Origin of the sequence: Bifidobacterium xylocopae, assembly GCF_003315615.1 — a bacterium.
Taxonomy (GTDB): domain Bacteria; phylum Actinomycetota; class Actinomycetes; order Actinomycetales; family Bifidobacteriaceae; genus Bombiscardovia; species Bombiscardovia xylocopae.
Genome location: NZ_PDCH01000018.1, coordinates 1 through 25,448 on the forward strand (window position 1 = coordinate 1; position 25,448 = coordinate 25,448).

At 64.5% G+C, this 25,448-nt stretch carries 19 protein-coding genes and 2 pseudogenes; 9 read left to right on the forward strand and 12 right to left on the reverse strand.

Annotated features, from left to right (window positions below; translation table 11 throughout):
* Positions 1-1,095: pseudogene (locus tag CRD59_RS06850) on the reverse strand (LPXTG cell wall anchor domain-containing protein); the annotation flags it as partial.
* 475 nt (positions 1,096-1,570) lie between these two features.
* Between CRD59_RS06850 and CRD59_RS06855 the strand changes: the two are divergent.
* From CRD59_RS06855 to CRD59_RS06870, 4 genes are all read left to right on the forward strand, one after another.
* The gene (locus CRD59_RS06855; RefSeq protein ID WP_113853946.1) at positions 1,571-2,062 is read left to right on the forward strand and encodes an inorganic diphosphatase; all 492 of its coding nucleotides are present in this window, start codon (positions 1,571-1,573) and stop codon (positions 2,060-2,062) included.
* Positions 2,063-2,279: 217 nt separating this feature from the next.
* On the forward strand, positions 2,280-3,503 hold the full coding sequence (locus CRD59_RS06860; RefSeq protein ID WP_113853947.1) for an ArgE/DapE family deacylase: 1,224 nt from the start codon (positions 2,280-2,282) through the stop codon (positions 3,501-3,503).
* Between the two features lie 93 nt (positions 3,504-3,596).
* Positions 3,597-4,043, forward strand: a complete 447-nt coding sequence (locus CRD59_RS06865) for a DUF3290 domain-containing protein (protein ID WP_113853948.1) — start codon at positions 3,597-3,599, stop codon at positions 4,041-4,043.
* A gap of 3 nt (positions 4,044-4,046) precedes the next feature.
* Positions 4,047-4,691 carry a DUF421 domain-containing protein gene (locus CRD59_RS06870; protein ID WP_201736579.1) on the forward strand — a complete coding sequence of 215 codons (645 nt, stop codon included), beginning with the start codon at positions 4,047-4,049 and terminating at the stop codon, positions 4,689-4,691.
* A 50-nt stretch (positions 4,692-4,741) separates the two neighbouring features.
* On the opposite strand, the gene CRD59_RS06875 is transcribed toward CRD59_RS06870, so the two are convergent.
* Positions 4,742-5,563: a hypothetical protein gene (locus CRD59_RS06875; protein ID WP_127920963.1), complete on the reverse strand. Its 822-nt coding sequence runs from the start codon at positions 5,561-5,563 to the stop codon at positions 4,742-4,744.
* Between the two features lie 219 nt (positions 5,564-5,782).
* Between CRD59_RS06875 and CRD59_RS06880 the strand changes: the two genes are divergently transcribed.
* From CRD59_RS06880 to valS, 4 genes are all read left to right on the forward strand, one after another.
* The gene (locus CRD59_RS06880) at positions 5,783-6,640 is read left to right on the forward strand and encodes a winged helix-turn-helix transcriptional regulator (protein ID WP_113853950.1); all 858 of its coding nucleotides are present in this window, start codon (positions 5,783-5,785) and stop codon (positions 6,638-6,640) included.
* Positions 6,624-7,385 carry an endonuclease III gene (nth, locus tag CRD59_RS06885; protein WP_407923127.1) on the forward strand — a complete coding sequence of 254 codons (762 nt, stop codon included), beginning with the start codon at positions 6,624-6,626 and terminating at the stop codon, positions 7,383-7,385. The genes CRD59_RS06880 and nth overlap by 17 nt, the downstream gene beginning before the upstream one ends.
* A gap of 57 nt (positions 7,386-7,442) precedes the next feature.
* Positions 7,443-8,972, forward strand: a complete 1,530-nt coding sequence (locus CRD59_RS06890; RefSeq protein WP_113853951.1) for an ABC transporter substrate-binding protein — start codon at positions 7,443-7,445, stop codon at positions 8,970-8,972.
* A 99-nt stretch (positions 8,973-9,071) separates the two neighbouring features.
* Entirely contained in the window at positions 9,072-11,840 is a 2,769-nt protein-coding gene (valS, locus tag CRD59_RS06895; protein ID WP_113853952.1) for a valine--tRNA ligase, read from the forward strand.
* Positions 11,841-11,948: 108 nt separating this feature from the next.
* On the opposite strand, the gene CRD59_RS06900 is transcribed toward valS, so the two are convergent.
* Positions 11,949-12,317 (reverse strand): chorismate mutase, encoded by a 369-nt coding sequence (locus CRD59_RS06900; RefSeq protein WP_113853953.1) that lies wholly within the window; start codon positions 12,315-12,317, stop codon positions 11,949-11,951.
* A gap of 200 nt (positions 12,318-12,517) precedes the next feature.
* Between CRD59_RS06900 and CRD59_RS06905 the strand changes: the two genes are divergently transcribed.
* A complete protein-coding gene (locus CRD59_RS06905; RefSeq protein ID WP_161522311.1) occupies positions 12,518-13,546 on the forward strand; it encodes an aldo/keto reductase in 1,029 nt (342 codons plus the stop codon).
* A gap of 74 nt (positions 13,547-13,620) precedes the next feature.
* Here the strand turns inward: CRD59_RS06905 and rho are convergent, their stop codons facing one another.
* The 9 genes and pseudogenes from rho to CRD59_RS08215 all read right to left on the reverse strand — a co-directional run.
* Entirely contained in the window at positions 13,621-15,546 is a 1,926-nt protein-coding gene (rho, locus tag CRD59_RS06910; protein WP_407923128.1) for a transcription termination factor Rho, read from the reverse strand.
* 283 nt (positions 15,547-15,829) lie between these two features.
* Positions 15,830-17,419: an NAD(P)/FAD-dependent oxidoreductase gene (locus CRD59_RS06915; RefSeq protein ID WP_113853956.1), complete on the reverse strand. Its 1,590-nt coding sequence runs from the start codon at positions 17,417-17,419 to the stop codon at positions 15,830-15,832.
* A gap of 140 nt (positions 17,420-17,559) precedes the next feature.
* Positions 17,560-17,871, reverse strand: a complete 312-nt coding sequence (locus CRD59_RS06920) for a DUF2469 domain-containing protein (protein ID WP_033504867.1) — start codon at positions 17,869-17,871, stop codon at positions 17,560-17,562.
* Positions 17,868-19,025 carry a GNAT family N-acetyltransferase gene (locus CRD59_RS06925; protein ID WP_407923129.1) on the reverse strand — a complete coding sequence of 386 codons (1,158 nt, stop codon included), beginning with the start codon at positions 19,023-19,025 and terminating at the stop codon, positions 17,868-17,870. The genes CRD59_RS06920 and CRD59_RS06925 overlap by 4 nt, the downstream gene beginning before the upstream one ends.
* Positions 19,026-19,115: 90 nt before the next feature.
* Positions 19,116-20,612 carry an Asp-tRNA(Asn)/Glu-tRNA(Gln) amidotransferase subunit GatB gene (gene gatB, locus CRD59_RS06930; protein WP_113853957.1) on the reverse strand — a complete coding sequence of 499 codons (1,497 nt, stop codon included), beginning with the start codon at positions 20,610-20,612 and terminating at the stop codon, positions 19,116-19,118.
* Between the two features lie 25 nt (positions 20,613-20,637).
* The gene (gatA, locus tag CRD59_RS06935; protein ID WP_113853958.1) at positions 20,638-22,173 is read right to left on the reverse strand and encodes an Asp-tRNA(Asn)/Glu-tRNA(Gln) amidotransferase subunit GatA; all 1,536 of its coding nucleotides are present in this window, start codon (positions 22,171-22,173) and stop codon (positions 20,638-20,640) included.
* A 3-nt stretch (positions 22,174-22,176) separates the two neighbouring features.
* On the reverse strand, positions 22,177-22,473 hold the full coding sequence (gene gatC / locus CRD59_RS06940; protein ID WP_113853959.1) for an Asp-tRNA(Asn)/Glu-tRNA(Gln) amidotransferase subunit GatC: 297 nt from the start codon (positions 22,471-22,473) through the stop codon (positions 22,177-22,179).
* Positions 22,474-22,539: 66 nt separating this feature from the next.
* Positions 22,540-23,454, reverse strand: coding sequence for a hypothetical protein (locus CRD59_RS06945; protein WP_113853960.1), 915 nt, complete (start codon positions 23,452-23,454; stop codon positions 22,540-22,542).
* Between the two features lie 548 nt (positions 23,455-24,002).
* Positions 24,003-24,953 (reverse strand): annotated as a pseudogene (locus CRD59_RS08215) (ABC transporter ATP-binding protein); the annotation flags it as partial.
* Positions 24,954-25,448 lie beyond the last annotated feature (495 nt).

Here is a 25,448-nt window from a genome sequence, read left to right on the forward strand (position 1 = left end):
GATGACCGCCTGCCACCTGCCCGAGGCCGGGTCCTTGAGGATCCAGGACTTGTCCGGGTTCGGCCTCCAGGTCGGGAACTCACGCTCGGGCGTGGGCCTGGTCTGCTCGATGGAGGTGCCCTTCCAGCGCACGTCGCCGTGGTCCCTGACCCGGCTGGTCTCCGGCATGGATGTACGGATGGTCACCTTCCAGGCGAACTCGTGGCCCTCCGGCAGGTCGCCCCCCTTCCAATTCGCATGCGCCCCCGGCGCGGCGGCGTCGAAATCGAACCGGCCGCTGATGTCCTGGCCGGTCGTGGCGTCCGTGACCGACTGGCCGACCACGGAATACGCCTGGCCCGCCGGGTCGATCGTGTCGGCCATCCACAGGTGCTTGCCGCCGGTGCCGGTGCCGGTCCGGATGACCTGCTCATGCAGCATCGAATCGGCGTTCGTCCCGGCCGGCACGTCCTTGGTGGGCGGGGCCGGCGGAATCTCGGCCTTGGGCTCATACTGGTTCAGCATGATCACAACGATGGAGATGTTATCGGCGGAGTATTGGTCGGCCAGCGAATCCACGGAAGTCCCCGGCTGATCCTCGAACATCTCGTTGGTTGTGTACCGGACCCCGTTGTTGCTGTAGGAGCGGCCACCTACCGTTGCCGCCCAACCTGCAAGCCAGTCGCTTTTCAGGTGGTGCACCAGCCCTGAGAACTGCTTGTTCGGCCCGGTCATCGTGCCCACGGCCACGACCCGGCACCGGGCCTGCCCCACCTGGTCGGCGTGGGCGTCGTTGAACCGGTTGACGCAGTTGGTGTTGGCCATCGTCAGCGCCTGCTGGGCCACGCCGACGCCGTTCGGCAGCATCGTCACACCCTGGGCCGCGAAAGCCGCATAGATGCTGGACATGGCGTTGCCGCCGAACCCCCCATCGTTGTCGTCGTGGTACGCCCACTGCTGCGAGACGGCCATCACACCGCCGCCACCGCCGCCCGCGTTGCCGCCGCCACCACCGGCGAAGGCCATGCCTGCAGGCAGCGCCACGGCCACCGCCGCTACCAACGCCGCGACAGCGCCCAGTGCCTTCCCTCTCAGTTTCAGTTTCATCCTCTTCATCCCTTATCATTAGGGGGACGGGCTTCGTGTCCGTCCACATTTGCCGCCGGTGGGGCGGGAGACCTTCCAAATCAACCAACCCCGCCGGCGAGTGTGTGTTCATCGGTCAATGACGCAAACGCCAACTGAGCCATAACCATTACCTGCAGCAGTAATACCTGTGAACCGCCCCCCAGCGGATTCCCGTCCGTTCTCCCGGCGCACCGGGCACCGACAGCGCATGCGAACCCCTTCCTGCCCGGGCCGACCGCCCGGGCATGTGCACCAGTGTGGCAGGGTGCAGCCCTCGGCATCTCCTTCAGGCCTCCAAGTGGTCGAATGTGCGCAGCCCCACCCCCGTGTGGATAACCCCTGCATGGCAGGCCGGAAACCACCGCCAAGTCGAATAGGCGCCCTCCTTGGGTAAGCGCATGGGTACAGTGGAGAACGTATCGAACGGTGTGCGAGTCACGCATCCGAAGAAAAGGAGCAGGCTATGGCAGAGACATTCGACGTGCTGGTGGAGATCCCTCGCGGGTCACGCAACAAGTACGAGGTGGACCACGAATCCGGCCGCATCAAGCTGGACCGCACCCTCTTCACCTCCATGGGCTACCCGGACGACTACGGCTACATCGAGAACACCCTGGGCGAGGACGGCGACCCGCTCGACGCCCTGGTCATGATTCCCGACTCCGTCTTCCCCGGCTGCGTAGTCGAATGCCGCGCGGTGGGCCTGTACCACATGGTCGACGAGGCCGGCGGCGACGACAAGGTCCTGTGCGTGCCCGCCGACGTGCGCTTCGACGACATCAAGGACATCGACGACGTGTCCGAATACCACAAAGCCGAAATCAAGCACTTCTTCGAACAGTACAAAGCCCTGGAGCCCGGCAAGGAAGTCATGCCTGGCGATTACTGGACCAACGCCGAGGCCGCCGACAAGGAGATCGTCGCGGCGCGCAAGCGCCTGTCCGACCAGCAGTAGGCCTGATTCCACATCAATGAAGCGCCGACGGGGCGGGGCGACGGATACGGAAACGTCTGCCAAGCCTCAGTCGGCGCTTCGTCATAACCAGGACCGCAATCCGCCGACCAACCGGACGCCGGAACCACCAGCGATCGGTGAAAGACATACAGAAGCGCCAAAACATCGGGCAGGGCGGTCCGTACCGTAAGCGACACAAACAGTGAGGAACATCCACATGACGAATGACGAGAAAATGGAACTGCTGCGCAAGCTCGTGGCTTTCCAATCAATCAACGGACACGAACTGCCGGTGGCACGGTTCATCAAATCCCTGTTCGACCAGGAAGGCATCGAGTCCCAGATAGTGCCGACCGGCAACGACCGGGCCGACCTGGTGGCGAGCCTGGGCTCCGGCCACCCGGTGCTGGCCATCTCCGGGCACATGGATGTGGTCGACGTGAACACAGCCAACTGGAAGACCGACCCCTTCACCCTGACCGAGGCGGAGGACGGCGACACCCTCTACGGGCGCGGGTCCACGGACATGAAAAGCGGCCTGGCCGCCATGATCATCTCCATGATCGAACTCAAGCGGGAGGGCACCCCACTCAAGGGCACGCTCAAGTTCCTGGTCACCTCCGGCGAGGAGGTTGGGCAGGAAGGCGCCGAGATCCTGCAACGCAAGGGGTACATGAAGGATGTGGACGCCCTACTGATCGGCGAGCCCTCCGGCTACCTGGCGGTCTACGCCAACAAGGGCGAACTGGATCTGACCGTCCACGTCAAGGGGCATGCCGCCCATAGCTCCACTCCAGCCCTGGGAGTCAACGCCGTCGAGGCCCTCCTGGAGGTGCTGGACCGCATTACAACCCGCATGGCATCCCAGTCCGCGTCCGCGACGAACCAGGTCCTGGGTGACACCGTATTCAACATCGACACCATCCACGGGGGCAACCAGGTCAATGCGATCCCTGCCGACGCCGAGGCGGAGATCAACATCCGCACCATCCCGGAGTTCGGCAACCAGGAGATCCTCAAGGCCATTCAGGGCGTGATCGACGACTTCAACAGCTCCTCCAAGGCGCAGGCCAGCCTGAGCGTGGACATGGACATCGTCCCGATCATCGGCAATGTGGACTCCGAACTGGTCAGGCTCGCCCAGGAGGTCGCCAAGCCATACATGGCCAAGGTGCGGTGGACCGAGGAGGGCGAGCGCAAGACCCAGGCGATGTACCAGGCCATCGGCATCCCCTTCTCCAAGACCGATCTGGTCACCGTCGGCGTCTCAGGGGGAACCGATGGCTCCAAGTTCCTGGTCGACCGGCCAATCGGCTTCGACTACCTGATGTTCGGCCCTGGTTCAGGCACCCAACACCAGGACAACGAGTGGGTCTCCAAGGCCATGTACCTGGACTTCACCGAGCTGTACAAGGAGCTGTTCAAGCGCTACCTTGCCTGAGTCCGTCCCTCCTCAAGCGGGCGTAGGGGTGAGCCCGGACTACCATGGTCCTCGGTAACAACGCTTTTACGCCCTTGAAGGATGGCGAACGGCATGACCTTCTATTCATACGACTACCTCAAGGGAGGCCAGACCAACTGGGGCATCGCCAAGATCGCGGTGATTTCCCTGCTGGCGCTGGCCTTCCTTGTCTTTTTGGTCAAGTACTCCCGCAACAAGTGGGACATCAAATACAAGGATCTCTCGATAATCCTCGGCACGCTGCTCCTGCTTGCCGTCGCGATTCAGTACTCGGACTTCACGAACCTGCGCACGGCGAGCGTACAGAGCGGGCAGCTGACGGTCGTGATCGAGAAATCGGCAAAGAAGCTCGGCGTGAAACCCGAAACGATAGCAATCAACGACACCTCCCGCAACAACGACATGCTCATCAAGACACCCAAGGGTTACTATTCCTTGGTCTTCAACGGTTCCGGCTCCGAGTTCCTGCTGGTCAGAGCCAATGTCTACCAGCCCGACATCACGGTGAAAGGGAAGTAAGCCATGGACATCAACTTCTACGTCGAGGTGGCGGCCAAACTCATCATCGGCCTGCTTTTCATCACGCTGCTCATCAATGTGACCGGCAAGGGGAACCTGGCGCCCACCTCCCCCACTGACCAGTTGCAGAACTACGTACTGGGCGGCATCATCGGCGGTGTGATCTACAGCAGCACGATCACCATGGCCCAGTACATCGTCATCCTGCTAATCTGGGCCTTCCTGATCCTGATCACCCGCTACGCCAAGACGCACATCCATGCGGTGGGCAAGTACATCGATGGGGAGCCGGTCACAATCGTGAAGGACGGCAAACTGCTGGTGAGGAACTGCCTGCGGGTCAACCTGACCGCCAAGGAGGTGGACTTCAAGCTGCGCACCGGCGGCGTGGCCGACATCAAGGACGTGCAGCGAGCCATCGTTGAGCAGAACGGCGGGCTCACCATCCTGCGCAAGGGCGATAAGGATGTGCGCTACCCAGTGATCGTGGACGGTCGGATCAACCCCGATGTGCTGGAGCTCATGAACCGCGACGACGCCTGGCTCAAGGGCAAGCTGCACGATCAGGGCGTCAAGCATGTCAGCGACGTGTTCATCGCCAAGTACCAGGACGGGGAATTGAACGTCGTCACTTACTCGGGAAAGTGACGGGACCGGCCGGACTCGCACAAACCCCCACCGGGGCCGGCCCGTTCAGCCTACAGGACGGCTTGTAAGCAGTACAAGGCAACCGCCACCAGGGCGCCGGCGATCATAACCGGCAGCAGGGAGACGGCCAGCCAGGTCTGCGACAGTCGTCCTTGTCCGATTTCACCCCGTGACCACCAATCCCAGGAGGCCATGCACAGGCCGGCGACCAAGGCCAGGAACAGAACCAGTACCGCCAGGCACACCCGGCCGCGCCATCCTCCCAAGCCCGCTGCCAGCCCGGAAGCGAGATAGGCCGTCAACGAAGGCAGGAAAGCCCAGCCCGACACGCATATGCACACCAGGCCATTGACGACGCTCTCCGATAGTCCTGAGATGACATTGGTGCGGTTCAGACGCAGCATCTGCCGGCCGAAGGCGAACACCACCAATATGACCAACAGCACGCATGCCAAACCTATCCACTGATGCAGCACGCCCAACTGCCAGCCCAGGCCCTCATGACCGCTGACCATGGCGACCATGCTCCAATAGCAGGCGCCGATCAAGGAGGCAGCGCCCAGGACAAAGGGAAGGAGGCTGTCGAACAGGCTATTGGCACCCCCCTTGGCCAGGCAGTAGGCCGACAGGCAGACCGCCACCACACCCAGGCAGACAAGGTTGGAGACCGAAATCAGGACCTGGGATCTGTCGGACAGGCAGGCCAGGAGCGCCGACAGCAGCAGGAGCGCCAATACCAACAGCTGGGTCAGCGGAAGGGCGGGCCTGAGCGCAGCCGCGCGATGGCGGCGCCTGGAAGCCCCCTGCATATCCACGCCCCTACGCCCGCGACCAGAACCCGTCCGCGCGTGTTTGCCGCCTGCACCGCTCATCTGCCGCTATCCTCCACGTGCCTCATCCCCTTATGCCTTCTATGCCTTCCCTCAACGCATGAACGCCGGTCGACGCGGCCGACATCAACAATCTACCTTGCCGTCCCCACTTTCGCACAGCCCCTGGTAGACGGCCAGGCGATTCTCCGCCCCCCAACTGTACAATGAGTCCCACATCCCTATAGCGGCCGCGTCGTACGGCGGAAGGAGGGGCGACCAGTGACGGATTTGACACTGATGACTTTTGCCAAGGACCCCACCACCGTGCTGCCCGCCCTGGCCTTGCTCTCCCACCGCGTACGCGTGCTCCCCCTGGACGCCGCCTCCCTGATCAGGATGCCGGAGGACACCATCCTGTTCCTTGACGCCTGCGACGACCTCGCCGCCGCCAAGACCCTCTGCAGGCTGATGAAGGCTTCCGGGCTGACGACACCGGTCATCCTGGTGCTGAGCGAAGGCGGGTTCACCGTGGTCAACCTGGACTGGGGATCGGCCGACATCGTGGTCAGGACCGCATCCCCCGCCGAAGTGGAGGCCAGACTGCGATTGGTGATCGAACGCGGCGGCCAGGCGCCGGTGGCCGCCCCCCTGCCTTCCCAAAGCCCGGCCGAACCGGACGAAGGGCAGATCCGCGCCGGCGACCTGATCGTGGACCCGGGGGGCTATACGGCCCGCCTGCGCGGCCAGCCCATCGACCTGGCTTACAAGGAGTTCGAGCTGCTCAAGTACCTGGTGCAACACCCCGGTCGCGTCTTCACCCGCGCCCAGCTCCTGCAAGAGGTCTGGGGCTACGACTACTACGGCGGCACCCGTACGGTCGACGTCCATATCCGCCGGCTGCGGGCCAAGCTGGGCGGCGAGTATGAGCATCTGATCGGCACCGTGCGCAACGTAGGCTACCGGTTCGACCCGCTCGAACCCGAAGAGCGTGATGAGAACACCAACGGCGCAGGCAAGCAGGAAGAGGCGGCGACGGGATCGGCCACCACCCGCCAGACCCATGCCAAGGCCAGGGGCAAGCGGCAGCGCCCACACGACAAACACGGAAAGACGGCTCAGCATGGCGCAGCAGCCTAGGGCCCAGGCCGGCGGCCGGCGGGAAAGCAAGCGGGCGCGCATACACAGGATGCACGAGGAATACAGGATCCTGCGCGAGGAATTCCCGGACGCGGTCTGCGCCCTGGACCACACCAACCCCTTCGAGCTCCTGGTGGCCACTGTGCTGAGCGCCCAGACCACCGACAAGCGGGTCAACACAGTGACCCCCGAACTTTTCGGACGATTCCCCGACGCCCGCTCCATGAGCGAGGCGGAACTGGGTGAGGTCGAGGCGATCATCCACCCCGTCGGTTTCCACCATGCCAAGGCCGTCCACCTGATCGGCCTGTCCCAGATGCTGGTCGACGACTACGACGGGCAGGTCCCCCCTGACATGGACGAGCTGGTCAAACTGCCCGGTGTGGGCCGCAAGACCGCCAATGTCGTCCTCGGCAACGCCTTCGGCATCCCGGGCTTCCCGGTCGACACCCACGTCACCCGCGTGACGGCTCGCCTGCGCTGGCGGGATGATTGGAAGTCCACCCACCCCGATCCGGTCAGGATCGAGCGTGAAATCTGTGGTTGCTTCCCGCCCGAGGACTGGACGAACCTGTCCCACCGGCTCATCTTCCATGGTCGCGTCACCTGCCATTCGCGCAAACCGGACTGCGCCCACTGCCCTCTGGCGGCCTCCTGCCCATCGGCAGAATCCTACCTGGGCGCCCCGGTGGACCCGGACAGCGTGCCCCGCTTCCGGGCCGGAACCCGCATCTACGGGGAGTGAACCCCGCCTATTCGAGGGTAAGGCGGTCGGTGGGCCCTGCCCGTTAGAATCGGGAGCATGACACAGGAATCGCGCACGAGACCCAAACCGGGCCTGGTCTTCCTCATCGCCTTGCTGGCGCTGAGCCTGGTGGCCGCACTGATCTGGCCCCTGCTAAACCGCTGGGAGAACAGATCCGAAGCCGATCGGGGCGGCACCGTACGCATAGGTGCCCGCCAGGCGCCCGCCTCGCTGGACATCCGCACCGAAGAGGGGCAAGGGGTCACCCAAGCCCTGCTGGGCAACGTCTACCAGACCTTGGTGGGCCTGGACGCCCAAGGCAAGCCGGTCCCCGATGCCGCCGAACAATGGGATGCATCGGCGGACGGATTGACCTACACGTTCCACCTGCGACCCGGAGGAGAGTTCGAGGACGGCAGCCCCCTGGACTCAAACGCTGTCCTGTGGTCCCTCCAACAGACGGTACAGAACAAGTATGTGGGCTACCAGGACCTGGACAACCTGGCCCGGGTCACCAACCCGGCCGCCGACAGGCTCGTGCTGGAGCTCAAGAGTCCGGACGCCCGCCTGCCCTACCTGCTCGCCGGCCGTGCGGGAATCATCTACAACCGGGGCGCCCGTGTCAACTACGCCACCCAATCCGCCGGCTCCGGCCCCTACGCGGTCGACGAATACAGGAATGGCGAGGAGCTGACCCTGCGTCGCAGCAAGACCTACCACGGCCCCCACAAGGCCGCCATGGGTACGGTGATCCTCTCCTATCAGGCAGATTCCAAAGGGCAGGCACAGCAGGTGGCCGACGGCAGGTTGGACGCGGCTGTGGACCTTGGGGCCCAGGAGGCGGGGGCCGCCAGGAACATGAAGGGCTTCGCCAGCTCCACCGGCGTCAGCCGCAACAACCTGGTCCTGGCCTTCAACAACTCCAAGACATCCATCCTCTCCGACCAGCGGTTCAAGGAGGCGGTGCGCTACGGGGTTGATCGTCCGGCCATCGCCGCCGGTTCGAACGGCACCGCCAAAGCGCTGAACGGGCCGGTCAACGAACTGTCCGTAGGATATGACGGATCCTATGCCCCCTACCAGCACGACGCCAACAAGGCCCGCTCATTAGCCGCCTATTTCAACCCGTCCTACTACCACGGACACCTGCGGCTGGTCTACGACAAGGGCCTGGGCGACGACATCGGCCAGCAGATCAGGGGGCAGCTTGCCGCCGCCGGCATACCCGTCGAAGTGAGCGCGTTGGATCAGACAGCCTTCCAGGATCAGGTGGTGTCCAAGCACGACTATGAGCTGACCCTGCTGACGATGACCAATGATGACATCGCCCGGTTCGCCGACCCCAACTCGGTCATGCTCTTCGACGACACCGAATGCCAACAGCTTTTCCAGCTGGCCACTGCGGCCAAAACCGACCAGGAGTACACCGACCGGCTCAAGCAGTATGTACGGTCGCTGGGAGACAAATCCCCCAGTGACTGGTTGAGCGCCAGAACGCCGGTGAACGTCAGGGCCTTCCGCCTGAAGGGGTTGGACCAGAACATGACCGACGAACGACTGGCCGCCTGGCAGCTCGACCGCGGCTAGGGAGGGCCGCAAGGCCTAGTGCCGACTGGCCCGCCCCGCATTCGACCACATAGCGGATGCGGGGCGGTCCTTGTCAGCGTTCGCCCATAAACTGGGCCTATGTCTAATCCTCAAGGAATCGTGCAAGCCAGCCTGACCCCCCTGCCCGACCGGGTGGGCGTGGACGGCCTGGAAGACAAGTGGAGCGAGCGCTGGGACGAGTCCGGCGTCTACCGGTTCGGGGGCACCCGCGAGCGCGGGGCGGTCTATTCGATCGACACCCCGCCCCCCACCGTCTCGGGCCATCTGCACGTTGGCCATGTCTTCTCCTACACCCACACCGACGTGATCGCCCGTTTCAAGCGTATGCGCGGCTTCGATGTGTTCTACCCCATGGGATGGGACGACAACGGCCTGCCCACTGAGCGCCGGGTGCAGAACTACTACGGCGTGCGCGTCGACACCTCCCTGAAGTACGACCCCGACTTCAAACCGCCGTTCGAGGGCACCGAGGGCAAAAAGATCCAAGCAAAGGACCAGGTCCCCATCTCACGGCGCAATTTCATCGAACTGTGCGAACGCCTCTCCGCCGAGGACGAGAAACTGTTCGAACAGCTCTGGCGTTCCCTGGGGCTATCGGTGGACTGGTCGCAGACCTACCACACAATCGGCGAACACCCGCGTCGGGTGGCCCAGAAGGCCTTTCTCCGCAACCTGGCCCGTGGCGAGGCCTACCAGAAGCAGGCGCCGGGCCTATGGGACGTGACCTTCCAGACGGCCGTGGCCCAGGCCGAGCTGGAAAGCCGCGAGTATGACGGCTTCTACCACCGGGTGGCCTTCCGCTTCGCCGACGGCACCCCCATCCATATCGAGACCACCCGCCCCGAGCTCCTGCCCGCCTGCGTGGCCCTGATCGCCCACCCGGACGACGAGCGCTACAGCAAGTATTTCGGCCAGAAGGTCTACTCCCCCCTGTTCAAAGTGGAGGTGCCGATCCTGGCCCACCCTGCGGCCGAGATGGACAAGGGCGCCGGCATCGCCATGTGCTGCACCTTCGGCGACATGACAGACGTCGAGTGGTGGCGCGATCTGAAGCTGCCGACCCGCTCGATCATCCAGCGCAACGGGCGCATCGGCATGGCCGTACCGGACTGGATCGAGGACCAGGGCGGACGCGAGCTCTTCGAATCCATCGAAGGCAAGACCACCTTCACGGCCCGCAAGATGATCGTGGAGGCCCTTCGTGAGTCGGGCGACCTGGACGGCGAACCCAAGCCCACCAAGCGCATGACCAACTTCTATGAGAAGGGCGACAAGCCGCTCGAGATCGTGACCTCCCGCCAGTGGTACCTGAAGAACGGCGGCACCGACACCAAGCTGAACGCCGAACTGATCGCGCGCGGCAAAGAGCTGAGCTTCCACCCGGACTTCATGCGGGTGCGTTATGACAACTGGGTCCAGGGCCTCAACGGCGACTGGCTGGTCTCCCGCCAGCGCTTCTTCGGTGTGCCCTTCCCCCTGTGGTATCCCGTGGGCCAGGACGGCGAGACCGACTACACCCACCCGATCACACCGAGCGAGGACCGGCTCCCGATTGATCCTTCGATCGACGCGCCGGAGGGCTTCAATGAATCCCAGCGTGACCAGCCCGGAGGCTTCACGGCCGAGAAGGACATCATGGACACCTGGGCCACCTCCTCACTGACCCCGCAGATCGTGACCCACTGGGCCGAGCCGGATGAGGCGAGCAAGGCCCTGTTCAAGGCAACATTCCCCATGGACTTGCGCCCCCAGGGCCAGGACATCATCCGCACATGGCTCTTCTCCTCCGTGGACCGGGCCCACCTGGAGAACGGCTGCCTGCCTTGGAAGCATGCCACCCTCTCCGGCTGGATCCTGGACCCGGACCACAAGAAGATGTCCAAGTCCAAGGGCAACGTGGTCGTCCCCGACGAACCCATCAGAAAGTACGGGGCGGATGCGGTGCGCTACTGGGCCGCCTGCGCCCGGCTGGGCCTGGATGCCACCTACGACGAGGGGCAGATGAAAATCGGCCGCCGCTTGGCCATCAAGTTGCTCAACGCCACCAAGTTCGCACTGTCGATCGGCCGTGAGGACGAGAACCACCATGTGGGGCAGAGCGCACGCGCAACCTGGAACCCCTCCGACGTGACCGTGGCGCTGGACCGGGCCGTCCTGGCCCGACTGGCCGAGGTGATCGACGAGGCCACCAGCTCCCTGGAAGCCTACGAACATTCCAAGGCACTCGAAGTGACCGAATCCTTCTTCTGGAACTTCTGCGACGACTACATCGAACTGGTCAAGAATCGCGCCTACGGCAAACCGGACGATCAGGGCCAGACCCCGGCTCAGGCAGCCGTACTTTCGGCGCGGACCACTCTGGGGCTGACCCTGGATGCCTTCGCCCGCCTATTCGCCCCATTCCTGCCCTTCGCCGCTGAGGAAGTCTGGCAGTGGATGCACGAGGGCTCAGGTTCCGTACACAAGGCCGCATGGCCGACCGCCGATGCCTACCGGGATGCTGCGGCCGGTGTCTCCGCCGATCTGCTGACCTGGGCCGGGGATGCCCTGGCGGCCTTGCGCAAGATCAAGTCCGAGGCCAAGGTCTCCATGAAAACCCCGATCCTGTCGGTCACCGTAGCCGTCGCCCCCGAAGGATTCGATGCGGTCGAAGCGGCCCTGTCCGACATCAGCGAAGCCGGGCGCGTGACCGGGCCGATCGAGCTGGTCAAGGACACCGCCTTGAGCGTATCCGCATCATCACCCGCCTCAGACGAGGACGAAAGCGGAAACGACGGTGAGACCGCCCGTATACAGGTCAGCAAGTCCGAACTGGGCGAGCCTCCCGCCAGGAAGCCGCGTAAGTAAGGGACAGCGGCCGGCAGCAAGCGCCGAACCGTCGAGGCCCCGTCCGATCATCATCGGACGGGGCCTCGATAGTGCAACAGCTGGATCTGACTATGGCAACCGGACGGCTTAGGCCTCCGCCCGCTGCCGCCGGGCGATGCGGGCGTGACCTTCCTTGGCCTGACCGGCCACAAACGCATGGTAAAGTTCGGCTATCCGTGGGTCCAGACCCGCCTTGACCGCCTGTGTCCGAAGCTCCTCCAACTGCTCGCCCTCGCGTGCAGGATCGGCCGGAGCGAAACCAGCCTGGGCCTTGAGCTCACCCACCTGGCCGGTGACCTTGAATCGTTCGGCCAAAAGCCGGATGACAGCAGCGTCCAGGTTGTCGATCGTGCCCCTGAGCCGCCGGATTCGCTCCGCGGCAGCCGCACCCGAATCGGAAGCGCCAAGCTTCGAACCGATCACCGTCCCGTTCAGGCCGTCACCGTCACTCACCATACCGGCCCCCTCTCCGATCCACCATTCAATGACCCGTCTTTGTGCCCACTGTAACGCAGGGCCCCGGCAGCAATCGGCGATCACTCAGGCAAGTATCAGGAAAATCGAAGCTTTCGACAATATTCTTTGCCCGGGGGGTGGATGTATCTCGATTCAAGGGGCTATGGCAAGTGAAGCATAGGATGTTGGGAAATTTAAGCGTGTCCGCAATCGGACTCAGCTGCATGCTCTACTCCCAAGGCCGTAACGGCCCCCCTGACGAAGGCGCCTCGATCGCCGCCATCCGCACCGCCTACGAAGCGGGCTGCACGTATTTCGACACTTCGGAACACTACGGAAGGAAGCCCTTTCACCCGGGTCACAACGAAGAGCTACTGGGCAGGGCGCTGGGTGGGCACCGGCAGGGGATCATCATCTCCAGTAAGTTCCACATCAACTGGTCGGATTTCGAGCGCACGCACAGCGTCTACCAGGTGATCCGCGACCACCTGGACCGTAGTCTGAAGAACTTGGGCACCGACTATCTGGACCTGTACTTCATGCATCGGGTCAATCCGCAGGTGTCCACGGCCGATGTGGCGGCGGCCATGGGAAAACTGATCGACGAGGGACTCATCCGCGGCTGGGGTATGTCACAGGTGCCGGTCCAGACCATCGCCGAAGGACATGAGGCACTGCCCCTGACCGCCGTGGAGGATGCCTTCTCACTGGCGAGGACCGATGCCGACAAGGACATCCTGCCTTACTGCCAGCGCTCAGGCATCGGTTTCGTGGCTTTCTCCCCCATCGCCTCCTACTACCTGGAGACCGACAGGCCCAAACCAGCCAAGAGCGACGACCCCAACGAGGCCTTCCTGGCCAGACTTGCCGAACGCCGATGGGTCGCGAACCGTCCAATCACCTACCGCCTCCAGGAGCTCTCGCGAGCCAACCATGCCAGTCCGGCCCAGATAAGCCTGGCCTGGATGCTTCACAAGTATCCCAACCTGGTTCCCGTCCCCGGCTCCAAGCACGCTGAGCGTATCTACGAGAACCTGGCCGGCGCCGACATCATCCTCACCGACGAGGAGGTGGCGGACATAGACCGGCGGCTGGAGTACAGCAGCAGGCATGACGCGCAGGTGGTCAAGGAAATGAGGCGGGGACGGCGGCAGACCAAGCCGAAGGCCAAGAGCAAACAGGGCATGCGCGGAGACCGCAACCGGCTGCATGGAGCAGGCGGAAACTGACAGGGCAGGGATGGAATACCGGAAATTCGGCATCCCATCCCTGCCTCTGCTATGCACTCAGGCCGTTCGCCAACTCAGCTGGACTTCTGCTGCCCCAGCATGGTCTGCGTGATGGCGCCAAGGAAGTCCCGGTTGGTCGGGGTCTTCTTGAGACGCGGCACCAGGGTCTGATAGGCCTGTTCGGTCTCCATGCCACCCAGGAGCCGACGGAGGCGGTAGACAACAGCCAGCTCATCAGGTGAGGTGATGAGCTCTTCGCGGCGGGTGCCGGAGGCGTTGATGTCGATGGCGGGGAACATGCGCTTGTCGGACAGTTCACGCGACAGGCGGAGTTCCATATTGCCGGTGCCCTTGAATTCCTCGAAGATGACCTCGTCCATCTTGGACCCCGTCTCCACCAGGGCCGAGGAGATGATGGTCAGGGAGCCGCCGTTCTCGATGTTGCGTGCGGCGCCGAAGAACTTCTTGGGCGGGTAGAGGGCCTGGGCGTCCACACCTCCGGAGAGGATACGGCCCGAGGCGGGCGCCGCTATGTTGTAGGCACGGGCCAGGCGGGTCATGGAGTCCAGAAGCACCACCACGTCCTGGCCCAGCTCCACCAGGCGCTTGGCGCGCTCGATGGCCAGCTCGGCCACGGTCGTGTGGTCAGAGGCCGGGCGGTCGAAGGTGGAGGCGATGACCTCACCCTGGACCGTACGCTCCATGTCGGTGACTTCCTCGGGGCGCTCATCCACCAGGACGACCATCAGATGGACTTCGGGGTTGTTCTTGGCGATGGCGTTCGCGATGTTCTGCAGGGTGATGGTCTTGCCGGCCTTGGGCGGGGAGACGATCAGACCACGCTGGCCCTTGCCGATCGGGGCCACGATGTCGATCAGGCGGCCCGTGATCTGCGTAGGCGTGGTTTCCATCCGCATGCGTTCCTGCGGATAGAGGGGGGTGAGTTTGCCAAAGTGGGCGCGCCCGCCAGCTTCCTCCACACCCATGCCGTTGATGGTCTCGATGGAGTGCAGGGGCATGAACTTCTGCCGCTGGTTGCGGCGCTCATTCTCGTGGGGCGGCCGTGTGAAGCCCTGGACGGCATCCCCCTTGCGCAGGCCATACTTCTTGACCTGGCCCATGGAGACATATACGTCATTGGGGCCTGGCAGGTAGCCGGAGGTACGGATGAAGGCGTAGGACTCCAACACGTCGACGATGCCCGCTACCGGCACCAGATCCTCGGGCTGGTAGTCCTCACGCCCCTCGTAGTCGCGACCCGAACGCCGATCCTTACGGCCACGGCGGTCGTTGCGCTCGGAACGGTCGTTGCGACCCTCACGGTCCCGACGGTCATAGCCGTTGTGCCGGTAGTCGCGTTCGCGGCCCTCATCGTGACCGTGCTTGCGGGAGGAATGATTCTCCCTCGCGGGCAAGGAAGCCAGGATGTCATCCAGGTCACGCACCTTGCCATGGTCCCGATCACGCCCGTATTCCTGCCTGCGATCGGAGCGGTCCTCGCGCTCCCTGCCGCGCCCGTGGCCGCGGGAGTCACCAGAGCGGTGGCGACGACGGTTGATGACGACGGACTCGTCATCCGCCACAGTCCGACCAGGACGGTCCGAATGCTGGCGCCGACCGCTGTCCTCGCCTATGCCCAGCACCTCGAAGAGGTCGCCGACCTGCCCTTTGCCGTCCTTCGTGTCGTCCTTGTCATCGCTCGTACCGGTCCGTCGGCCGTCCGCCGAATCAGCATCCAGGGTGGCGTCCGACACCGTCGTCGTCCGCGCAGCCTGCTCGGTGGGGGGAACCTGCCCACCTTCGGCGGACCGTGTCGGCGTCCCCGGAGCGGTCCGGGTCCTGGACGCAGCGCCGGCCGACGACCGCACGCTGACACCAGCGGGGGCCTCGCCACCTGAACGGGCCGCTTCGATCGTCTCGATCAGGGCCGTCTTGCGCATGCCGGAAATGCCGCGCAGACCCAGTTGCTTCGCCAGCTCTTTGAGCTCAGGCAGCTTCATAGCATGGATATCTTGGCTTGTTGCCACTGTAATATTGCCTTTCCTACCGCCGCACGACTCTCAATGACCTAGCGTGCAGCTTCAAGAAGTTCGCGGATGAACCGCTCATGAATGTCCGGCGCTATCCCAGCGAACCGAACTGCATTAAGACTACAACGCCCCCTAGATAGACGCAAACGCGACGCGCGGCATGTGTCCCGGCACGCAAAAGCGGCCCATGGGATTGACTGGATCCCATGGGCCGCTTAGGGCTGCATCTGCGGCGGCTCATGCGCCGCTTGCGCTACTTCTGCTCGTGGTAGGACTTCTCGGTATTGACGTTCCATACGTTGGTCTTGGCGGTGCGGCCTGTACGGATGTTCTTGACCGCCTCCATCGACGTGGCCATCGAATGGTCCTGGTTGTTGTAATGGTGCTGCCCGTTGCGGCCCACACAGTAGAGGTTGCCGAAGGAGTCGAGCCACTCGATCAGCTCGGGCATCTGCGCATAGGTGTCGAAGTAGGCCGGGTAGGCTTTCCTGACCCGTTCGCGGTGGGAGTCCATCACATCGCCCGCGCCACCGATCACACCCATCCGCGTCAGCTCCTTGATGGCGAACTTGGTGGCTTCCTCATCGGACATGTTCCAGAAGGAATCGCCTTCCTCGCAGAAGTACTCCAGGCCGATCCAGACGGTGTCGTCTGGCTTGCGCACCATGTATGGGCTCCAGTTGTTGAAGATCTGGAAGCGGCCCATCTTGTAGCCCGGATCCTGCACGTAAATCCAGCAGTCCGGTACGATGGGCGGCTGACCGAGGGTCGGAATGTCGGTGGTGTTGCGGATTCGCAGGTGCTTGATCAGGAGGCCGACGGTCACGAAATCGCGATAGGGCAGGCCGTTGGCCACGTGCACCATGTCCTTGGGGGCACCGTCGGAACCGGCGTCGATGGCGTTGACCAGGTCCTTGATAGGCATGGAGGAGATGAACTGGTCGGCCTTGAGGGTCACACGCTCCCCATCGGGCTTTTCGTAGACCACCGCGCTGATGCGGCCGCCCTCCTGGTCGAACTCGACCACCCGGGCGTCGGTGATGACATGCACGCCGTGGTCCACGTTGCGTTTTTCCACGGTCTCCCAAAGCTGGCCGGGGCCGAACTTGGGATACCAGAACTCCTCGATCAGGGAGGTCTCGATCTCGTGCGAATCACGCTTCTTGGGCATCATCTTCTGGAAGGCGTTCTTGAGCACCGAGATGATGCTCAGGCCCTTGACCCGCTGGGCGCCCCAATCAGCCGAGATCTCACGCGGATGACGGCCCCAGAGCTTCTCCGTGTAGCCCTCGAAGAACATGGAGTAGAGCTTGCGGCCGAACCTGTTGATATAGAAGTTCTCCAGGTTGTCCTCCGGCAGCTTGTGGAACATGGACTTGAGATAGGAGAAGCCCGCCTCCATCGTGATTCTGAAGCCCAGGGCCTTGAAGAGGGCGGGCGACAGCGCGATCGGATAGTCCAGGAAGTGCCGGTTCCAATATATGCGGGAGACACGGTGGCGTTTGAGCATGACCCGGTCGGTCTTCTCGGGGTCCGGACCGCCCGGCTCCAGGTCGTGGTGGCGGCCCAGCTTCCTATCATCGTAGGAGGGGGCTCCCTGCAGGGGCAGCACCTCCTTCCACCAGTCCATGATCCGGTCGTCCTTGGAGAAGAAGCGGTGGCCGCCGATGTCCATCCGGTTGCCGTTGTGCCGCACAGTGCGGGAGATGCCACCGAATGCCTTGGTCGCCTCCAGGACGGTCACGTCGTAATGCTGGTCGCCGCCATCCTTGACAAGCTCCCAGGCAGCGGTGAGCCCAGCGGGACCACCTCCGATTACGACGACGGACTGCTTTTCTGCCATATGTTGACCTCCTGAAAGCATGGCGCTGGCTGCATCCCCACCGATGACCGGCGCCCTGGGCGCACGGTCCTACGATACTCTCACGAAACGAGTGGCCTGTACAGGCCCGAAAGACGCATATTGCGCCAGAGTACCAGCATCTAGAGCGAATCGGGGATATCTATATCGCTTTTCTGCACTTCTTCCACGTTCACGTCCTTAAAAGTGACGATACGCACCTTCTTGACGAAGCGGGAGGAGCGGTACACGTCCCAGACCCAGGCGTCGGTCAGCTGCACGTCGAAATAGACGTCCTGGCCGGCCGAACGCACGTTGAAATCCACCTTGTTGGCCAGGTAGAAGCGCCGTTCGGTCTCCACCACGTATGTAAAGAGCTTGATGACGTCCCGGTACTCCCGATAGAGCGCCAACTCGGCATCGGTCTCGTAGTTGTCCAGATCCTCAGCGCTCAACTCTTGCCTCCTGCGTTACGCTTGCCCATGTGGCCCAGGTTCCTCCACCAGGCCCGCTTGGAGCCCTTCTTGCGGCTGGAATCCGAATAGGCCCAATTGGTTGCGTCGTCCTGCGATGCGTGTTCGTCCTGTCCGGCGTCCGCCGGTCTCCCGGTCCCCCCAGCAGCCGCGTCGCCAGCGGGGTTCATCAGCTGGTCCTCCCCCGGTTGGGCGGCCGAATCCACAGCAGGCCGCGCCGCTTCCCTCACCTGCTCCTTGAGCTTTACACCTTTGGCCGCCCGCTTGGCCTTCAACCGGTCCTGTTCCGACTGAGCGAGGGCCGCCTCGGCCACGGGATCCACAGCGTCACCGGTCTCCAGGGCCCGCTGATGGTTGACCTTGGCTTCCGCCACGCCCGGATTGTCGTCGATCACACGCATGCCGAAGGCATCCAGGGAGCGGATGGGATCGTACTCGTCGACCAGTGCATCCATGACGATCTGATCCTGGTACTTGCCGCCCTGCTCGTCCCACAAGGCGTCCCGGGAAGTGCCGGAAACCATGAACCCCAAGGATTGGTAGACGGAGATGGAACGGATGTTCTTCTCCGGCACGGCCACCCAGATCCGATGGAGCCCCAGCCCGGTGGGGCGCGCGGCGTAACCGTAGGTCATGACGCGCGGCATGGCGTCACGCGAGTAGCCCCGCCCCCGGTAGTCCCTGCCCAGCACCACCTGGATGCGGGCCGAGCGCGACCAGCCATCCACGTCAATCAGAAAGATCATGCCGATCAGACCGCCGGTGTCGCTGGCGTCGATCGCACCGTCCTTGTCGTGGTCGGCCTCGGTGATCATGGCCCAGGCCACCGTACGCCGCGACTCCGGATCGCCCACGCCGGACTCGCGCGCGGTCAGGCCCTTGGACCAGGCCACGGACCGGCGCACCCATGCGTTGACCACCGCCCGTTCGGCCTGCGGCCCCTTGCCGGTGATACCGGTGGAGTTATAGAAGGCCTGGAGCTGATCCATGACGGTAAGATCGGCGATCGCGGCCGGACGCAGATGGACCATCTCACCGTTGATATAGGGGATGTCGATGCGCTCGGGCAGCTCCCGCCGCATGGCTCGATCACCCTGGCCAGCGTCAGCCCCGCTTCTGTCCGCAACCGACATCATGTCACCTCCCAAACCGCCGCCCCTTGTGGACGCGGCGGCTGACAGTCTAGCGCGCCCTCCTCCGAGCCGGCTGCGGGCGCGCCGGCCGTCTCATTTCGCGACGCGCTGCATCACGATCTTGCTGACGGCCTTGGCGTCGGCCTGCCCTTTGGTGGCCCGCATGACCGCACCGATGATGGCACCCATGGGCTTCATGTTGCCGGACTTGAGCTTGGCCACGATATCCGGGTTGGCTTTCAGGGCCTCGTCGACAGCGGATTCGAGCGCACCGTCGTCCGAGACCACCTGGTAGCCGTGCTTGGCGACCACTTCGGCGGGCTTGCCCTCACCGGCCAGCACACCGGAGACGGTCTGCTTGGCCAGTTTGTCATTGAGCTTGCCGGATTCGATCAGGGCCTCCATGTCGGCCACATCCTGGGGTGTGATCGGCAGCTCCTGCAGGCTAACGCCGCGCTCGTTGGCTTCGCGGGAAATTTCGCCCATCCACCACTTGCGGGCACCGGCCGGGCTGGACCCGGCTTCGACGGATTCCTGGATCAGGTCCAGGGCATCGGCGTTGACCGCATCGCGCATCTGCAAGTCGGTGAAGCCCCACTCCTGCTTCAAGCGGGCCCGGCGTTCGCGCGGCATCTCGGGCATCTGCTTGGACAGCTCCTCGATGTGCTCACGGGTCACATGCACCATGACCAGGTCGGGGTCGGGGAAGTAGCGGTAGTCGTTGGCGTCGGACTTGACGCGCCCGCCGGCCGTGGCCTGCTTGGACTCGTCCCAGTGGCGGGTCTCCTGCAGGACCTCGCCGCCGGCCTCCAGCAGGGCCGCCTGCCTACGGATCTCGTAGGTCAGTGTCTTCTCAATCCCCTTGAAGGTGTTGACGTTCTTGGTCTCCGAGCGCGTGCCCAGAGGCTCGCCCTTCTTGTGGAGGGAGACGTTCACGTCGGCGCGCATGTTGCCTTGCTCCATGCGGGCGTGGGAGATGCCCAGGGCCCGTACGATGTCGCGGATGGCGCGCACGTAGGCTCCGGCCACCTCCGGGGTGCGCTCACCGGCGCCCTCGATCGGCTTGGTCACGATCTCGATCAGCGGCACACCAGCGCGGTTGTAGTCCACCAGTGAATGGTCGGCGCCTTCGATACGGCCGTCGGAACCGCCCACATGGGTGTTCTTGCCGGCATCGTCCTCCACATGCGCCCGCTCGATGTCCACCCGGAAGACGGACCCGTCATCCAGCTCCACGTCCAGGTAGCCCTCGCCGTTCAGTGGCTTGTCATACTGGGATATCTGATAGTCGCGGGGCATGTCCGGGTAGAAGTAGTTCTTGCGCGCGAACTGGCTCCACTCGGCGATGTCACAGTGCAGGGCCAGACCCAGCTTGACCGCGTAGTCGATCGCGGTCTTGTTCACCACCGGCAGGGAGCCGGGCAGGCCGAGCGAGACCGGGGTCAGCTGGGAGTTGGGCTGGCCGCCGAACTCGATGTGGGCCGGGCAGAAGAGCTTGGTGTTCGTGCTCAGTTCCACATGTGTTTCCAGGCCGAAGACGGGCTCGTACTTGGCCACGGCATCGGCGTATTTCATCAATTGTTCAGCCATTGTGTGATTCCTTGCCTTCCGATGCCTATTCGCCCAGCCAGGGTGTCTTGAGGTCCTTGTGCATGGGGCCGCCCCACTGCGCCTGCAGAGCCGCTTCCAGGGCCGCCGCGGGCTTATACATGACTTCGTCACGCATCTGGGGGGCGAAGAACTGGAAGCCGACCGGCAGGCCGTCGTCCGACAAACCGGCCGGGATGGACATGGCCGGGGTACCTGCCATGTTCGCCGGGATATTGGCCACATCGCTCAGGTACATGGCCAGCGGGTCGTCCATGCGGTCGCCGAACTTGAAGGCGGTGGTGGGTGAACCCGGGGAGACCAGCACATCGGCCTGCTTGAAGGCTTCCTCGAAGTCCCGGATGATCAGCGTGCGCACCTTCTGGGCCGAGCCGTACCAGGCGTCGTAGTAGCCAGCGGACAGGGCGTATATGCCCAGGATGATGCGGCGCTTGACCTCGTCACCGAAGCCGGCCTCGCGGGTGGCGGCCATCATGTTCGCGGCCGTCTGCGGCGTGCCCTCGGGGGGCATGACCCGCAGGCCGTAACGCATGCCGTCGTAGCGGGCCAGGTTGGAGGACACCTCCGAGGGCATGATGATGTAGTAGGCGGCCAGGGCGTAGGCGAAGTGGGGGCAGGAGACCTCCACGACCTCGGCACCCATGTCCTGCAGGAGCTTGACGCCCTCGTTGAAGCGGGCTTCGACGCCGGGCTGGTAGCCTTTGCCGCCCAGCTCCTTGACCAGCCCCACCTTCATGCCCTTCAGGTCCATCTTCATGCCCTCTCGGGCGGCCTGCGCCAGCGGCGGCACGGGCTTGGGGATGGATGTGGAGTCACGCTTGTCGTGGCCGCCGATGACCTCCTGCAGGAGGGCGGCGTCGAGCACGGAACGTGAGACCGGGCCGATCTGGTCCAGGGAGGAGGCCATGGCGATGGCGCCATACCGTGAAACACCGCCGTAGGTGGGCTTGACGCCGACCGTGCCGGTCAATGCCGAAGGCTGGCGGATGGAGCCGCCGGTGTCGGTGCCCAGGGCCAGCGGGGCCTCGAAAGCGCCCACGGCCGCAGCCGAACCGCCGCCGGAACCGCCGGGCACGCGCCGCGTATCCCAAGGATTCTTGGTGGTCTTGAACGCCGAGTGCTCGGTGGAGGAGCCCTGGGCGAACTCGTCCAGGTTGGTCTTGCCCAGAATCGGCATGCCGGCGGCCTTGAGCCGCTCGATCACCGTGGCATCGTAGGGGGGCACCCAGCCTTCCAGAATCTTGGAGGCGGCCGTGGTGGGGATGCCTTTCGTAACGATCATGTCCTTGACGGCAACGGGCACGCCAGCCAGCTCCGGCAAGCCATCGGCTTCGCCGGCGGCCAGGCGTTCGTCAAATGCGTCAGCCTGTTGCAAAGCCTCTTCGCGCGACACATGCAGGAAGGCGTCGATGGAGGGTTCGGCCGCGTCGATCACGTCAAGCTGGGCCTGGACCAGCTCGCGGGAGGAGACCTCCTTGGCACGGATCTTGGCGGCCATCTCGGCTGCGGACAGCTTGACCAGTTCACTCTTGGCAGCGCTCATCGCTTATTCCTCCCCTAGGATCCGCGGGGCTACGAACATGCCCGCCTCGGTCGCGGGTGCCCCCGCGAGTGCTTCCGCCTGGGTCAGGGGCTCCTCGGCCTCGTCCGGCCGCAGGTAGGCCTCCAGCGGGATCGGGTTGGCGGTGGCGGGCACGTCGTCGCCGGCCACTTCCTGTACCTTGGTGATGGATTCCGCTATGACGTTGAGCTCGCCCTTGAGACGCTCGATCTCCTCGTCCGTCAAGGCGATCCGGGCCAAATCGCCCAAGTGCTCGATCTCTTCGCGTGTAAATGTAGGCATGACATCCATACTATGCGTTTCGAGCGACACGCGCACGGGGCTTTACGAAAGTCGGATGGGCCTTCCCTACCTGACATCCCGCCGGCGCATGACGACCGTCCCGGCCAGGTAGAAAGCCGCCACCCAGACCAGGAGAATCAGGGCGGACTGCCACCAGGAGGGGTGGAGGGCGCCGGACACGAAGGAGTCCGGATCGGGGCCGGACCCGCCGGACAGGAAGTTGCCCATCAGCTGGGTGGGGGTCAGGCTGGAGAGTGTGCCCATCCAGCTGAAGAAGCGGGAGACGGACGAGAACAGACCCAACAGCATGGGCAGGAGCATCTCCAGAGCGACCAGGACGAAGACCCCGGCCACGGTGGACCGGCAGAAGGCGCCCTGGCCCACCGCCAGCACAGCGAACCCCGCCAGCAGCAGGGGCAGGCCTAGCAGGACTATCCACGGCAGGGCGCCCTGGGCGGGGTCCAGGGAGAGCAGGGTCATAGGGGAGGCAACGATCCTGGCCAGCCCCAGAGCGAGCAGGACACCGATCTGGCCGGAGGCCCAGGCCAGGGCCGCGGTCACAATCGCCTTGGCCCCCAGCAGCATCCCCCTGTGGGGGTTGGCGGCCAGGGTGGAGTCAATCGAGGAAGTGGAGAACTCGGCGGTGACGGCCATCACGCCCAGGACGCCGACCACGATGGTGCACATGTCGACCATGGAGCCGACTGCGCCCCACAGGTCGGCCCACGCCACAGGCTCGGGGTGGGGCAAGGGCTTACCGTCCTTGGGGTTGGTCGTCGCCATGATCTTCAGCGCCCAGGCGGACAAGCCCCCGCCCAAGGGCAGGAGGAGCAGGTTGATCGCAAGCAGCAGCCAGGTGGATTTCAACGTGGTCATCTTGACGAATTCGCTTCTGACGCTCCTGCCCAGTCCCACCTGGGGGCGGGTCCCGACGGACACGCCGGGCGCGGAGGTCGCAGCTGGTATGCTGTGCCGGCTCATTGCGAGCCCCCTTCCTGCCCGTCCTGCCAGGCCCGTTGCCACTGGCCGGGTTGACCGGGCTGGTTGGTTGCAGTGGACTGACCGACCTGCCAGGACTGACCCGACCGGCTGTGTCCAGCCGCATGGGCCGGACGCCAGGTGGATTGCGCCGTGTATCCCGTCGTGTCCTGAAGCATCCGGGGGCTGACCGCTGGTATCGGTGGCACATGGTAATGGGCCGGGGCCTCCGGCTCCCCCAGAGCCGGACAGTATCCCCCCATCTTCCGGTGACGGCCGGGCCCGGTCAGCTGCTGTGCCGGCGGCGGCTGAATCGCCGACCGTTGAGCAGCCACGGCCGGTCCGGCCATCTGCCGCTGGATCTGCGGCTGGGGTTGCCCGGCGGGCATCGGGCGGGAAGGCCGCATGAACCGGCTATCGGGAACCGCCCGGGCGATTGCGGTCCGTCCTGGTTGTCCCGCTCGTTCAGCGTCCGACAGCCTGGCCCCCTGCTGGTATCCCTGCCCGCTTGGATTGGCCGCCGCCTGCACACGCACAGGCCCTTGGGCCCGCCCCGGCCCGGGCAGCGCGCCGGTCCGGTACTCCTCGTAGCCGTGGGTCAGAGCCATGTAAGCCTCCTCCAGGGAGGCCTGCTCCTGGCGGAATTCGTAGACCACCAGACTGCGTGCGGCCACCAGACGGGCCAGGGCGGTCAGTTCCATACCGGTCACCTTGAATTCGCGCACATCCGCAGGCAGCGAACCCGAAGGCGGCAAGTCCTCCACCCGGGCACGCCCCTGGCTGGCGTCCATGACCAGCCCGCGCAGACGGTCCCCCTCCGGTGTGACAACGCGAACCGAGCGGGAGGAGTGTTTGGCCAGGAACTCGGCCACGGACGTGCGTTCCAACACCCGCCCCCGCCCGATGATGACCAGGTCGTCCGCGGTCTGCGCCACTTCGCTCATCAGGTGGGAGCTCAGCAGTACAGCCCGCCCCTGGCTGGCGTAGTAACGGCAGAGCTGGCGCACCCAGACCACGCCCTCCGGGTCCAGACCGTTCACCGGCTCATCGAAGATCAGGTTGCGGGGGTCGCCCAGCAGGGCGGCCGCGATCGAGAGCCGCTGGCCCATGCCCAGGGAGAAGGACCCGGCCGGCTTCCTGCCCACGCCGCTGATGCCGGCTATGGCCATCACCTGGTCCACCCGCGCGGCCGGTATGCCGTTGCTGTAGGCCAGCCCCAGCAGGTGGGCACGGGCCGTCCTGCCCTTGTGGGCGGAGCGCGGGCCGAGCACGGCGCCCACCTCACTCATGGGCGAATGCATCCCGGCGAACGGCCGCCCATCGATCAGCGCAGCGCCCGAGTCCGGCCGGATGAGTCCCAGGGCCGCGCGCATGGTGGTGGACTTGCCCGCCCCGTTGGGCCCCAGGAAACCAGTGACCTTGCCGTCCTCGGCTGTGAACGACACGCCGTCGATGGCCGTCTTCGCCCCGAACCGCTTGGTCAGCCCCTCTATCTCTATCATGCTTAGAGCTTACCAACGCCTCCCTTTAATCCGTACACCTGCTCCTTTCCCCACCCGTTCGCATCGGCTTATGCGCACGCCGGGTACCCCATCCGCCAGTCGTCCGCGCATGGTAGAGGGCGCATGGTAATCTGATGGGCATAATATCTTGAATCGGCAGCATAGTGCCGGCGATGGTCATGGGACATGGGGATGTCCTGCCAGCGCGCAAGCCAGGCGGAAGCGAAGTCCAATCGACGATTTCGCTACATAGGGGATACATAGACATGCGTACTTTTCGTTCGTACAGTGCCATTGGCGTGGCCCTGACCATGATTGTCCTGGGGGGGGGGGGGTCTGCTAACAGCCCGTCCCGCCCACGCTGACCCCGCACAGACCAACCCACTCCTCCGCGGCGGAGTACCCGCCAGTGAAACCGTAGACGGCTTCACCCTCTCCCCCACCAAAGGACCCGCCAACACGGCCGGCACCCACACCACCCGTGCAGGCCAGCAG

What these genes read in the sequence shown, in the direction of transcription:
- CRD59_RS06870 (WP_201736579.1), top strand. Translation starts at nt 4,047, where the DNA reads ATGGACATCAACTTCTACGTCGAGGTGGCGGCCAAACTCATCATCGGC.
- CRD59_RS06900 (WP_113853953.1), bottom strand. Translation starts at nt 12,317, where the DNA reads ATGGTGAGTGACGGTGACGGCCTGAACGGGACGGTGATCGGTTCGAAG.
- CRD59_RS06865 (WP_113853948.1), top strand. Translation starts at nt 3,597, where the DNA reads ATGACCTTCTATTCATACGACTACCTCAAGGGAGGCCAGACCAACTGG.
- rho (WP_407923128.1), bottom strand. Translation starts at nt 15,546, where the DNA reads ATGAAGCTGCCTGAGCTCAAAGAGCTGGCGAAGCAACTGGGTCTGCGC.
- valS (WP_113853952.1), top strand. Translation starts at nt 9,072, where the DNA reads ATGTCTAATCCTCAAGGAATCGTGCAAGCCAGCCTGACCCCCCTGCCC.
- gatC (WP_113853959.1), bottom strand. Translation starts at nt 22,473, where the DNA reads ATGCCTACATTTACACGCGAAGAGATCGAGCACTTGGGCGATTTGGCC.
- CRD59_RS06860 (WP_113853947.1), top strand. Translation starts at nt 2,280, where the DNA reads ATGACGAATGACGAGAAAATGGAACTGCTGCGCAAGCTCGTGGCTTTC.
- CRD59_RS06915 (WP_113853956.1), bottom strand. Translation starts at nt 17,419, where the DNA reads ATGGCAGAAAAGCAGTCCGTCGTCGTAATCGGAGGTGGTCCCGCTGGG.
- gatB (WP_113853957.1), bottom strand. Translation starts at nt 20,612, where the DNA reads ATGGCTGAACAATTGATGAAATACGCCGATGCCGTGGCCAAGTACGAG.
- CRD59_RS06875 (WP_127920963.1), bottom strand. Translation starts at nt 5,563, where the DNA reads ATGAGCGGTGCAGGCGGCAAACACGCGCGGACGGGTTCTGGTCGCGGG.
- CRD59_RS06890 (WP_113853951.1), top strand. Translation starts at nt 7,443, where the DNA reads ATGACACAGGAATCGCGCACGAGACCCAAACCGGGCCTGGTCTTCCTC.
- CRD59_RS06855 (WP_113853946.1), top strand. Translation starts at nt 1,571, where the DNA reads ATGGCAGAGACATTCGACGTGCTGGTGGAGATCCCTCGCGGGTCACGC.
- gatA (WP_113853958.1), bottom strand. Translation starts at nt 22,173, where the DNA reads ATGAGCGCTGCCAAGAGTGAACTGGTCAAGCTGTCCGCAGCCGAGATG.
- CRD59_RS06925 (WP_407923129.1), bottom strand. Translation starts at nt 19,025, where the DNA reads ATGATGTCGGTTGCGGACAGAAGCGGGGCTGACGCTGGCCAGGGTGAT.
- nth (WP_407923127.1), top strand. Translation starts at nt 6,624, where the DNA reads ATGGCGCAGCAGCCTAGGGCCCAGGCCGGCGGCCGGCGGGAAAGCAAG.
- CRD59_RS06945 (WP_113853960.1), bottom strand. Translation starts at nt 23,454, where the DNA reads ATGAGCCGGCACAGCATACCAGCTGCGACCTCCGCGCCCGGCGTGTCC.